Source organism: Pseudoxanthomonas winnipegensis (genome assembly GCF_030322905.1).
Classification (GTDB): Bacteria; Pseudomonadota; Gammaproteobacteria; order Xanthomonadales; family Xanthomonadaceae; genus Pseudoxanthomonas_A; species Pseudoxanthomonas_A winnipegensis.
Window position 1 is genome coordinate 1247150 of the sequence record NZ_CP095475.1, and the last position, 11863, is coordinate 1259012.

Annotated in this window: 8 protein-coding genes; 5 read left to right on the forward strand and 3 right to left on the reverse strand. The window is 68.2% G+C overall.

The features are described 5' to 3' along the window. Positions 1-209: 209 nt before the first annotated feature. Positions 210-1196: a malate dehydrogenase gene (locus MWN52_RS05475; protein ID WP_130528956.1), complete on the forward strand. Its 987-nt coding sequence runs from the start codon at positions 210-212 to the stop codon at positions 1194-1196. A gap of 183 nt (positions 1197-1379) precedes the next feature. Beyond that, positions 1380-2129 carry a hypothetical protein gene (locus MWN52_RS05480; RefSeq protein ID WP_286576938.1) on the forward strand — a complete coding sequence of 250 codons (750 nt, stop codon included), beginning with the start codon at positions 1380-1382 and terminating at the stop codon, positions 2127-2129. Positions 2130-2316: 187 nt separating this feature from the next. Here MWN52_RS05480 and MWN52_RS05485 read toward each other — a convergent pair whose 3' ends face one another. The 3 genes from MWN52_RS05485 to MWN52_RS05495 all read right to left on the reverse strand — a co-directional run bounded on the left by MWN52_RS05485 (position 2317) and on the right by MWN52_RS05495 (position 6959). After that, positions 2317-3552, reverse strand: a complete 1236-nt coding sequence (locus MWN52_RS05485; RefSeq protein WP_286576940.1) for an FAD-dependent oxidoreductase — start codon at positions 3550-3552, stop codon at positions 2317-2319. Positions 3553-3621: 69 nt separating this feature from the next. Continuing rightward, positions 3622-4014 carry a c-type cytochrome gene (locus tag MWN52_RS05490; protein ID WP_286576942.1) on the reverse strand — a complete coding sequence of 131 codons (393 nt, stop codon included), beginning with the start codon at positions 4012-4014 and terminating at the stop codon, positions 3622-3624. A gap of 116 nt (positions 4015-4130) precedes the next feature. Further along, positions 4131-6959 (reverse strand): TonB-dependent receptor plug domain-containing protein, encoded by a 2829-nt coding sequence (locus tag MWN52_RS05495; RefSeq protein ID WP_286576943.1) that lies wholly within the window; start codon positions 6957-6959, stop codon positions 4131-4133. A 365-nt stretch (positions 6960-7324) separates the two neighbouring features. Between MWN52_RS05495 and MWN52_RS05500 the strand changes: the two genes are divergently transcribed. The 3 genes from MWN52_RS05500 to prpE all read left to right on the forward strand — a co-directional run bounded on the left by MWN52_RS05500 (position 7325) and on the right by prpE (position 11827). Beyond that, positions 7325-8950 (forward strand): acyl-CoA synthetase, encoded by a 1626-nt coding sequence (locus MWN52_RS05500; RefSeq protein ID WP_286576944.1) that lies wholly within the window; start codon positions 7325-7327, stop codon positions 8948-8950. Between the two features lie 49 nt (positions 8951-8999). Next, on the forward strand, positions 9000-9791 hold the full coding sequence (locus tag MWN52_RS05505) for a hypothetical protein (protein WP_286576945.1): 792 nt from the start codon (positions 9000-9002) through the stop codon (positions 9789-9791). A 131-nt stretch (positions 9792-9922) separates the two neighbouring features. Next, positions 9923-11827 carry a propionate--CoA ligase gene (prpE, locus tag MWN52_RS05510; RefSeq protein WP_286576946.1) on the forward strand — a complete coding sequence of 635 codons (1905 nt, stop codon included), beginning with the start codon at positions 9923-9925 and terminating at the stop codon, positions 11825-11827. Positions 11828-11863: the final 36 nt, after the last annotated feature.

Genomic DNA, 11863 nt, shown 5'->3' on the forward strand with positions numbered 1-11863 from the left:
CCGGGCGCGCGTGCTAAAATTCCGCGCCGCACAATCGAGGCGGCGCCACCAGGAGCCGCCGTTCATGCCGATTTCGCGCTGCCATCCGCTGGATGCCTGCGAGATCGTGACGTCGGCCTGCGTGACCCCTCCATCCGCCTGGCGCGCCTAGCGCCTATCCCATCAGGCGGGCATCGCACCCGCCATCCGATGCACGAGGAATCCACACCATGAAACAACCCGTCCGAGTCGCCGTCACCGGTGCCGCCGGCCAGATCGGCTACGCCCTGCTGTTCCGCATCGCCTCCGGCGAGATGCTGGGCAAGGACCAGCCGGTCATCCTGCAGCTGCTCGAGCTGCCGATGGAGAAGGCCCAGGCCGCGCTGAAGGGCGTGATGATGGAGCTGGAGGACTGCGCCTTCCCGCTGCTGGCCGGCATGGTCGGCACCGATGACCCGGAAGTGGCCTTCAAGGACGCCGACTACGCCCTGCTGGTCGGCGCCCGTCCGCGCGGCCCGGGCATGGAGCGCAAGGACCTGCTGCTGGAGAACGCCAAGATCTTCACCGCCCAGGGCGCCGCGCTGAACAAGGTCGCCTCGCGCAACGTGAAGGTACTGGTGGTCGGCAACCCGGCCAACACCAACGCCTACATCGCCATGAAGTCCGCCCCGGACCTGCCGGCGAAGAACTTCACCGCGATGCTGCGCCTGGACCACAACCGCGCCCTGAGCCAGCTCTCGCTCAAGCTCGGCAAGCCGGTGGCCGGCATGGAGAAGCTGGTGGTGTGGGGCAACCACAGCCCGACCATGTATCCGGACTACCGCTTCGCCACCGCCGACGGCGCCTCGATCGGCGAGGCGATCAACGACCAGGAATGGAACGCCAACACCTTCATCCCGACCGTGGGCAAGCGCGGCGCGGCGATCATCGAGGCGCGCGGCTCGTCCTCGGCCGCCTCGGCCGCCAACGCCGCCATCGACCACGTCCGCGACTGGGCGCTGGGCAGCAACGGCAAGTGGGTGACCATGGGCGTGCCGTCCGACGGCTCCTACGGCATCCCGGAGGGCGTGATCTTCGGCTTCCCGGTGACCACCCAGAACGGTGAGTACACCCTGGTCAAGGACCTGCCGATCGACGACTTCAGCCAGAAGTACATCGACAAGACCCTGGCCGAGCTGGAAGAAGAGCGCAGCGGCGTGGCCCACCTGCTGGGTTGATCCTCCGCTGGAGGTCGCTGCGACGCAAACGCCGGGCCGTGAGGTCCGGCGTTTTGCTTTGCGGGCGCCGCCGGCCGTTCCGTGGGCCTAAAACTCCGCGCCATACCTTCGATTCACGGCGATCCGCATTCGCCGTGATGCAGGCGTAGTATCGAGGGCGACAGCCTCAGCGAGGAACGTTGCATGGAACGCATCGCCCATTCCCTCCGCCACGTCCTGCGCCGCGGGCTGTTGGCATCGTTCGTGGTCTTCATTGCCGTGCATTCCCCGCCGGGCGCCGCGAAAGAGCGTCCGCACGGGGGCCCCGCGGTCGACGTCTCGCCTTGCAGCCGCCTGCTGGAACAGATCCTTCCGGGCGATTACAACTTCTGCATGGGGGCGGCCGCGATGCGAAAGGGCGACATGCCCCAAGCCCTGTCGCGCATGCTCGAGGCGGCGGCGTGGGGCGACAAGACGGCGCAGAAGGTGCTGGGCGTGGCCTATTTCAATGGCGAGGGCGCGACCCAGGACCGCGCGCTGGGTCTGGCCTGGCTGGGGCTCTCGACCGAACGCATGCAGCCGGAGAACGTGGGGCTGTTCAACTCCGCGCTGGAGAAGGTGACGCCGGCGCAGAAGGCCAGGGCGGATGCGCTGTACAAGCAGATGCGCGCCAAGTATGCCGATGACGTCGCCGCCGTCCGCGCCGACAAACTGTTCCGTCGCAAGATGCGCGAGCTGGCCAGCAATCCGGTCTACGGTTCGGGCAAGTGCATCAGAGGCGTCAACAGCATGGGGTTCGCCAACCCGCGAAACCCGGAGTCCGTCTATCCGTGCTCGCTCTTGTCCGAACAGCGTGTCCTCAACGGGCTGCAGGCCCGCTATGACACCTATTTCCAGGACTGGAGCGGGCGGGTCAGGACAGGCGAAGTCGAGGACATCGGTCCGGGCAGATAGGCGGCGAGACGCCAGGATCCGACAGGACGCCGTCCAGGCCAGAGTCGAGCCGCGCAGCGGACGACTCGCCACGCGGTTGATCTGATGCGTCGAATCTTGCTGCGCGCCTCGGCGCTGCGGGACGTAGAACACAAATGCCGGCCTTGAGGGCCGGCGTTTCTGCTTTCTAGCGCTGTCGCCGGCCGCGTTACCGGGTGAAGCGCTCGCACAGCGCGGCCAGCTTGAGCACGGCGGCCTCCGACTCCTTGCGGTTGGGCACGACCGAGGGGTTGTTGTAGCCGTCCATCTCATCGCCGATGGCCTGCACCAGCAGGCCGTCGCGGCGCGGGACCAGACTCACGCCTTCGAAGCGCAACGCGTAATCGATCTCCGGCTGCGGCACCAGATGCGCGATCTGGCCGCGCACGGGAACCAGCGTCTGGTCGCCCATCAGCGCACGCGCGCCGTAGCCGGTGGCATTGACGATGGTCTTCTCGCGGATCAGGCCGAAGTCCTTCGGCGTGCGCAGGTCGATGAAGTCGATGGCGCCGCCGTTGAGCAGGAATTCGTGCTCCAGCCAGTTCATGTAGGCCGGGATGTTGAACATCATCGTCGAGGCGCGCCGCACGTAGCGCGCCGGAAACGGGTGGCTGCCCGCCGGGACATCCTCGGATGCCGGTGTCAGATCGCGTACGCGGTCGGCGAAGCTGGCGAAGTGGACCGCATTGCCGGCCGCCTGGGCCAGATGCTCGCTGCGCGCCTGGTCGAAGGGGATGTCCGAGAGGGCGTAGGACTCGATCCATTCGACCGGATTGCCGGGCAGGCCCATGATCGCCTGGAACATGCGGAAAGAGTTGCGGCACAGCTCCTCCCACAAGGCGCCATCGGCCTGCTCGACGGTGCCCACGCGCGAGTCCGGCGTCCACAGGCCGGTCGCGTTGAACGAGCGCACGTCCGGGGCGCGTTCGCGGGTGTAGATGCGGGTCTTGATGCCCTGGCGCTGCAGGACGACGGCGGTGGTCAGGCCGATCACGCCGCAGCCCACGACGGCGGCCTGGCGCACGCCGGTGCTGCGCACCTCGGCCGCGGCCGCCAGGCCCGAGCCCCAGGACAGCGACCAGCCGCTGCCGCCGTGCCCGTAGTTGTGGATGACCTCCCTGCCGGCGATCTTCTCGCGCTCGATGCGCGGGCCTTGCGCCCGGAACGGACGCGTGCAGACGGTGATGCGCGCGATGCGGTCGGTGCGCGCACGCACGGGCGCGATGGTGCCGGAGGTGGGGACGAACGCCGGCGGCGGCGTGCGCGCGCCGAGCGGGTCGGCCAGGGCCTCCCCGGGCAGCGCGGCCTGTGCGGTCGCCGTTCCCGCAGCAGCCAGCGGTGCGGCCGCGCCGAGCGTGGCCAGCGTCGCGGCCCCCGCGCCAATCATGAAGTCTCGTCGTTGCATCGAAGCAGTCCTTGGATGGGGCATCCATGCGGCGCGGCGGGAGACTGGCCCCGCCCGCCGCATGCACGCTCAGGGGCGATGGAAGTAGAGCGGGGCGTCGGCGTGCAGAGCGGTGTCGTAGTCCAGCGCGACGTCACCGGCGGGATAGCCGTTCTTCTCCAGGATCAGCGCCATCAGCGCGACGTAGTCCTCGCGACGCAGCGAGCCGGGGCGGCCGACCGGCATTTCCCGGGCCATGTACTGGAAGGTCGCATGCAGCGGCACGCCCATGTCGCGGCCGTAGAACGCCGGGCCGGCCAGCACCGGGCCGGAGAAGCCTTCCAGCTGCTGGCCATGGCAGGCGGCGCAGTGCTGGGCGTAGACGCGTGCGCCCTGTGCGCTCTGCTGCGCGGTGAAAGGCACCGCGTCCGCCGCCTGCCCGCTTGCGCCCACGGCCGGCGAAGCGAGCAGCAGAAGGGCCAACAGACCAAGCCGGCGATGACGAGCGGACCGGGCAGAGAAGGATGACGTGGATGCGCCGACGCCCCCGCCCGAAGGCGGGGACGCCGTGGCCGATGCGCGAACGCCGGCCCGGTCGCTCACCATGTGTAGGACACCTTGGCGAACCAGCGCGTGCCGAAGAAGCCCAGCGGACTGCCGAGCAGGTAGTCGCGCGCGCCGGTGGTGGCATAACGCTCGATGTTGTACTGGCGGATCGCCGCGGGCGTCTTGTCCGGGTAGGCGTTGAACAGGTTGTCGGCGCCGATGCTGAAACGCAGGCGCTCATCGAGGGTGTAGGCCAGTTCGATGTTGGTGGTGTAAATCGTGCCGATCTTGGCCTTGTAGTAGGTCACCCCGTTGATGGTGGTCAGGTCCAGCGTGTTCATGATCTGCGGGAACGCGGCATAGGCGCTGGTGGTGCCCAGCGTGTACTGCGGACCGTAGACGTTCTCGCGGATGTTCAGGGCCAGACGCTCGCCGAAGCGGATGTTCGCACCCAGGTTGACCCGGTATTTCGGGCTGTTGTACTCGATGGTGGCGACGTCGGCATCGGTCAGCAGCGCACGTCCGCCAAGGTCGGCGGGCGCGTTGCCGATGCGGGTGACTTCGGTCTTGTTGTAGTTGGCCGCCAGGGTCCAGTCGATGGCCGCCCATTCGAAGGCGGTGTTGTAGGTCGTCACCCAGTCCACGCCGGTGGTCTTGGTGTCCATGGCGTTGGTGAAGAAGTTCAGGCCGATGTTGGCGCGCGCGGTGGCGTCCATGCTGCCGCCCGGTGCGGTGGGGTCGCTGCCGTTGGAGATGAAGCCGCCCGCGACCAGCGCGGCGCCGAGCGTCTGGTTGTAGGCGTCGTCGGGGCGACCGTCGCGGTTGGTGTCGGCCGGGTCGGGCAGGTTGGGGTTGGGCACGCAGCCGGCGGTGCGTCCGCACAAGGTGTCCACCGACTGGCTGGTCGAGTACAGCAGCGTGCTGCCCAGGCGGATGCGGTCGTCGATGCGAATCTGGTAGGCATCCAGGGTGGTGGTCAGGTTGTCCAGCGGCTTGAACACCAGGCCCACGCTGAAGTTGCGGCTGGTTTCCGGCTTCAGGCCGCTGCCGACGTTGGCCGCCTGCAGCGTCGCGGTGGCCGCGGTCGGACCGACCTGGATGGCGGTGTAGTAGCTCTCGCCCATGGTCGGGGCGCGGAAGCCGGTGCTGTAGGTGCCGCGCACGGCGAAGCGCTCGTTGAAGTCGTAGCGCGTGGTCAGCTTGCCGACCGCCTTGCTGCCGAAGTCGCTGTAGCGCTCGTAGCGCGCGGCCGCGTCGACGATCCAGTGCTCGGTCGGGTTGAGGATCACGTTGACGAAGGCGGCCTTGTTGTTGCGCTCCCAGCTGCCGGTGGCGGCCGGGTTGTAGCCTGGGAAGGAGGCCGAGCCCGCGCCGGTGTACGAGGCCGCATCGCCCGGGTCGATGCCGTAGGTGTCCTCGCGGTACTCAAGACCGGCCGCGATGGTGGTCGGCGCGGCCAGGCCCCAGTCGAAGTCGCGGCTCAGGTCCAGCGCGGTATCCCATTGCGTCGCGCTGAAGCGGCCGACGTAGAAGCTCTCGGGCGAGGCGCCGGTGCGGTTCCACAAGGTGAAGTTCATCGACTTGGTGACGTCGATCTCCATCTGGTTCTTGCCGTAGTTGGTGGACAGGTCGTAGCGCCAGCCGGCCAGCTCGCCGGTGATGCCCACGCCCACCTCCCAGTCCTTCTCGTCGGTATCGATGGAGGGCGAGAAGCCGTAGGGATACTTGTTGATGTCCGCCTCGGTCAGCGGCCTGCCGCTGCGCGGGCCGGTGCCGCCGATGGGGTCGGTGCGGTCGCCGTCGCCATTGCGGTCCACGCCGCCGTCCTGCGAGGGGCGGCGGTAGCTCTGCCAGCTCTGGGTCTTCTTCTTGCCGAAGCTGCCGGTGCCGTAGAGCTCGGTGCCGTCGTCCAGGAACATCCCGGCGCTCAGGAAGCCCACATCGCGCTGGATCGCCGGCGCATCGCCCTGGTGGCTGTTGTTGGGGAACCAGGGGTTGTAGATCATGTTGTATTCGTTCTCGCGCCCCAGCGCCGCGTTGCCGGTCGAGCTGGGATAGCCGCTGGGCGTGGTCGCGGTACCGGTGGCCGGGCAGCCGCGGGTCGGATTGGCCAGGCGGTCGGCCACGCAGGCGGCCGCGCCGTAGGGCGCGCCGGGCCGGTTGATGGTCTGGCGGCGTTCGCTTTCCAGGGCCAGGTTGAAGTAGGTGGTGTCGTCGCCGATGCCGAAGTCGCCCTGATAGTTGGTGGTGAAGCCGCCGCCATCGTCATAGCCGGAGGTGCCGGCCGAGAGGCTGCCGCCGCTGGCGTTCTTCCTGGTGATCAGGTTGATCACGCCGGCGATGGCGTCCGAGCCGTACAGCGCCGCGGCGCCGTCGGTGAGCACCTCGGCGCTGGCGATCGCGCTGGTCGGGATGAAGCTCAGGTCGGTCGAGGCCGCGCCCGCATAGCCGCCGGTGACCGCGACGTTGGAGGTGAAGTGCCGCCGCTTGCCGTTGATCAGGATCAGCGTGTGGTTGGGCGAGAGCGCGCGCATGTTGGCCACCAGCGTGGCGCTGGTCATGTCGGTGCCCTGCTGGCTGGCATTGAAGCTGGGGACCTGGAAGGCCAGCTGGTTCATCAGGTCCGGGGCGCCGGACTGCTCCAGCGCCTCGGCGGTGACGACCTGGACCGGGGCCGGGCTGTCGTCCACCGACATGCCCACGCGGCGGGTGCCGGTCACGATGACGTTGTCCAGCGTCTTGGCGGCGTTGGATTCGGAGGTTTCCTGCGCCTGGGCGGGGGCCGTCGCGGCCACCGCCAGAGCGACGAGGATCAGGCGGGTCAGGGGGGCGCGACGGAGCGGGCGCGGGCTGCGGTGGGAGCGGAGACGGCGGGTGGTCATGTTGGGCTCTATCCAGGCGAGGGGAGGGGAGGGCGCGACAACGACTACGGCCATGCAGGGATCGACGCGCGGCCTGCTGGCCGCGCGGACGGATGACGGTCTGTGATCCCCTATTGCGGTGCCTGACATGCGTCGGACACGTTCTGCAGTATGTGTAAGCGTTAACAGCGGGTGACGATCGCCGCGAGTGGGGTCTAGCTGGGCGGGTAGGTGCGCCGCATCACGCGGGTGGCAAGGATCCTGACGTTCTTGTCAGAATCGATGTGGCGGGAATCGGCGCTGTGGAGCGCCGGCTTCGACGAAGGTCGAGCCGCGCCGCCTGGGGCGCGTCGCTACGCTGGCGCCTCCGCCATCAGGGACGTGTCATGTCGCAGCAGGCCTATGCCGCCGGGCTGGAGCGCAACCCGGCCAACTTCACCGCGCTCTCGCCGCTGACCTTCCTGCGCAAGGCCGCGCTGGTGCATCCGCAGCGCGTGGCCCTGGTCCATGGCGAGCGCCGGCTGACCTGGGCCGATGAGTACGCGCGCTGCCGGCGCCTGGCCAGCGCGCTGCAGCGCTGGGGCGTGGGCAAGGGCGATACGGTGGCGGCGATGCTGCCCAACACGCCGGCGATGTTCGAGCTGCATTACGGCCCGGCCATGCTCGGTGCGGTGCTCAATACGCTCAATACGCGCCTGGACGCGGCGACGCTGGCCTTCATGTTCGACCATGCGCAGGCCAAGGTGCTGTTCACCGATCGCGAGTTCGCGCCGGTGATCGCCCAGGCGCTGGAACTGTGCACGCACCGTCCGCGGGTGATCGATGTGGACGATGCGCAGGTGACCGAGGGCGCCTTCCTCGGCGAGATCGAGTACGAGGCGTTCCTCGCCGGAGGCGATGCCGGGTTCGAGATGCAGCTGCCGCAGGACGAGTGGGAGGCGATCTCGCTCAACTACACCTCCGGCACGACCGGCGATCCCAAGGGCGTGGTCTACCACCACCGCGGCGCGTACTTGAATGCCGTGGCGAACATCATCGACTGGGGCATGCCGCAGCATCCGGTCTATCTGTGGACGCTGCCGATGTTCCACTGCAACGGCTGGTGCTTTCCTTGGACGATGGCGGCGGTGGCGGGGTTACAGGTGTGCCTGCGCCGGTTCGATGCCCAGCGCGTGTTCGCGCTGATGCGCGAGCACGGCGTCACCCATTACTGCGGCGCGCCGATCATCCACAGCGCGCTGGTGGCCGCGCCGGAGGCGTGGAAGCAGGGCATCAGCGGCGTGCGGGCGCAGATCGCCGGTGCCGCGCCGCCGGCGGCGGTGATCGAGGGCATGGAGCGCATGGGCTTCCACATCACCCACGTCTACGGCCTGACCGAGGTCTACGGGCCGGCCTCGCTGTGCATTCCGCGCCCGGAATGGGACGCGTTGGACATCGCGCAGCGCGCCGAGCGCAACAGCCGCCAGGGCGTGGCCTGCCTGCTGCAGGAGGACATGCAGGTGCTCGACCCGGACACGCTGGCGCCGGTGCCATGGGACGGCATGACCGTGGGCGAGATCATGTACCGCGGCAACCTCACCATGAAGGGCTATCTGAAGAATCCCGACGCCACGGCGCGGGCGTTCGAAGGCGGCTGGTTCCATACCGGCGACCTGGCCGTGGTGTATCCCGATGGCTACGCCAAGATCCGCGACCGCTCCAAGGACGTGATCATCTCCGGCGGCGAGAACATCTCCTCCATCGAGGTCGAGGACGCGCTGTGCCGGCACCCGTCGGTGATGGCTGCGGCCGTGGTGGCGCGGCCGGACCAGCAGTGGGGCGAGACCCCGTGCGCCTTCGTCGAGCTCAAGTCGGGCGCCGACCCGCTGGATGCGGCCACCCTGCAACTGCATTGCCGCTCGCATCTGGCCGGCTTCAAGGTGCCGCGCGCCTTCGTCTTCGGCGAACTGCCGCGCACGGCCACCGGCAAGGTGCAGAAGTTCGTGCTGCGCGACCGGGTCCGGGAGCTCTAGCGGCGCCTCGTTCTGGCATGATCGATCCACCACAGCGAAGGAGTGCGCAATGGACGTCGGAGCGCGGTGTGCGAGGGCAGCCCTGAACCTGCTGGCGGCCTTGTCCCTATCGTGGATGCCGCTGGCCGCGCAGGCACAGCAGAAGGCGTCCACGCAGGACGAGGAGACCATGTCCGAGGAGGCGGCCCGGGTGGCCTCGACCGATGGACGCGTCAATCCCTCCTGTGGCGAGCTGATGTTCCGCGTGCTGCCGGGCGAGTTCAATTTTTGCTTGGCTAAGCGTTATTGGCTTGAAGGCAAATACCAACAGGCCGAAGAGATGTTCAGGCTGTCCGCGGGGTGGGGCAACAAGTTTGCGCAGCGGGCGTTGGGAACGGCGTACTTCAATGGTGATCACGTGGCGCAGGATCGACCGCTGGGGCTGGCCTGGCTGGCGCTCGCCGCCGAGCGCAAGGAACCGGATGCCGTGGCGCTGTACCAGTCAGCGCTGTCCAAGGTCTCCCCGGCGGAGAAGGAGCGCGCGATTTTGCTCCAGCAGCAGCTGCAGCCACGCTACGGGGATGCGTTCGCCGCGCTTCGGGCGGACCGGCGCTTGAACCGCAACCTCAAGGAAATCACCAGCAATCCGGTCTACGGCACGGGTTGGTGCTTCAGCGGCGTCAACGGCGTGGGAATTACCCGGATCGAGGGCCTGGAGGCACAAGGAAGCGGGACGCCGGAGGCATGTACATTGGCTTCCGAAGATGCAGTCGTGCGCGCGATCCGGGTCTATTCGGACAAGTATTTCGACGGCTGGAAGGGGCACGTCACCGTCGGCGAGCTTGAAGCTGCCGGGAGATAAGCCAAGAGCTCGACAGCTGACGTGGGGCCGGCGCGGCTTCGACCATGGTCCAAGCATCGACCATGGTCCAACGGTCTGGCGCGCGGGCGCCCTCTATGCTCGCTGGCATCGGCGCTCGGGAGGGGGCTTGGATGTCATCGTATGAAGAGGTGTACCGCCGTTCGGTCGAGGAACCGGAGGCGTTCTGGGCGCAGGAAGCCAAGGCCATCCACTGGCATGTCCCGCCGCAGCAGATCCTGGATTATTCCAATCCGCCGTTCCGCAAGTGGTTCGTCGGCGGGCAGACCAACCTCTGCTACAACGCCGTCGACCGCCACCTGGAGACGCGACCCGACCAGCTGGCGCTGGTGGCCGTGTCCACCGAGACCAACGTCACCCGCGAGATCACCTATCGGCAGCTGCATGAAGAGGTCAACGCCTTCGCCGCGGTGCTCAAGCAGCTGGGCGTGGGTCGTGGCGATCGGGTGGTGGTGTACATGCCCAACATGGCCGAGGCGGTGTTCGCCATGCTGGCCTGCGCGCGGATCGGGGCGATCCACTCGGTGGTGTTCGGCGGCTTCGCCGCGCACAACCTGGCGCTGCGCATCGATGACGCCAAGCCCAAGCTGCTGATCGCCGCCGACGCGGGCATCCGTGGCGGCAAGGTGATTCCGTACAAGCTGATGATCGATGCGGCCTGCGCCGAGGCCAGATTCGCACCGCCCAAGGTGCTGATCGTCTCGCGCGATCTGGATCCGGCCGAGCCGAAGGTGCCGGGGCGCGACGAGGACTACGCCACCCTGCGCTCGCAGGTCGGGCAGACGCAGGTGCCGGTGGAATGGCTGGAATCCAACGAGCCCAGTTATCTGCTCTACACCTCCGGCACCACGGGCAAGCCCAAGGGCGTGCAGCGCGATGTCGGCGGCTACGCGGTGGCGATGGCGCAGTCGATGCGCACCATCTTCGACTGCGCGCCGGGGCAGGTGATGTTCTCCACCTCGGACGTGGGCTGGGCGGTGGGGCATTCGTACAACGTGTACGGGCCGCTGATCGGCGGCTGCACCTCGCTGCTGTACGAAGGCCTGCCCACCCATCCCGATCCGGGCATCTGGTGGGCGCTGTGCGAGCAGTACGGCGTGCGCACGATGTTCTCTTCGCCGACCGCGATCCGCGTGCTGAAGAAGCACGACGTCGACTTCATCCGGCGCCACGACCTGTCCGAGCTGAAGTACCTGTTCCTCGCCGGCGAGCCGCTGGACGAGCCCACCGCGCACTGGATCACCGACGCGCTGCGCAAGCCGGTGATCGACAACTACTGGCAGACCGAGACCGGCTGGCCGGCGCTGTGCGTGCTGCCGGGCGTGGACATGAAGCCGGTGCGCTTCGGCTCGCCGGGCTTCCCGAATCTCGGCTACCGGATGAAGGTCATCGACGAGGCCACCGGCGAGGAAGTCGCGCCCAACCAGAAGGGCGTGCTGGTGATGCAGCCGCCGCTGCCGCCGGGCTGCATGAGCACGATCTGGAACGACGACCAGCGCTTCCTCGACAGCTACTTCAGCCATTTCAAGGAACTGCTGTACAGCTCGCTGGACTGGGCGATCCGCGACGAGGACGGCTATACCTTCATCCTCGGCCGCACCGACGATGTGATCAACGTGGCCGGGCACCGGCTGGGCACGCGCGAGATCGAGGAGTCGGTGTCCGGCTTCGGCGCGGTGGCCGAGGCGGCGGTGGTGGGCGTGGCCGACGAGGTCAAGGGACAGGTGCCGATCGTGTTCGCCACGCTGCGCCAGGCCACCGACGAGACGGCCGCACGCAACAGCGCGGCCGATGGCATGCGCAGGATCGTGGAGACCGATCTGGGCGCGGTGGCGCGGCCGGCGCGGGTCTATATCGTCAACGCGCTGCCCAAGACGCGCTCGGGCAAGCTGCTGCGGCGCTCGATCCAGGCCCTGGCCCAGGGCGCCGATCCGGGCGACCTGTCCACGCTGGACGATCCCAATGCGCTTGAGGAAGTGCGCCGCGCGCTGTCGCGCGGACCGGACGCGGGGAGCTGAGTAGAAAGGAATGCGTGGAAAGCGGCAGCGACGCTT

Coding starts and splice junctions, on each gene's coding strand:
- MWN52_RS05475 (WP_130528956.1), top strand. CDS start 210: ATGAAACAACCCGTCCGAGTCGCCGTCACCGGTGCCGCCGGCCAGATC.
- MWN52_RS05480 (WP_286576938.1), top strand. CDS start 1,380: ATGGAACGCATCGCCCATTCCCTCCGCCACGTCCTGCGCCGCGGGCTG.
- MWN52_RS05485 (WP_286576940.1), bottom strand. CDS start 3,552: ATGCAACGACGAGACTTCATGATTGGCGCGGGGGCCGCGACGCTGGCC.
- MWN52_RS05495 (WP_286576943.1), bottom strand. CDS start 6,959: ATGACCACCCGCCGTCTCCGCTCCCACCGCAGCCCGCGCCCGCTCCGT.
- MWN52_RS05500 (WP_286576944.1), top strand. CDS start 7,325: ATGTCGCAGCAGGCCTATGCCGCCGGGCTGGAGCGCAACCCGGCCAAC.
- MWN52_RS05505 (WP_286576945.1), top strand. CDS start 9,000: ATGGACGTCGGAGCGCGGTGTGCGAGGGCAGCCCTGAACCTGCTGGCG.
- prpE (WP_286576946.1), top strand. CDS start 9,923: ATGTCATCGTATGAAGAGGTGTACCGCCGTTCGGTCGAGGAACCGGAG.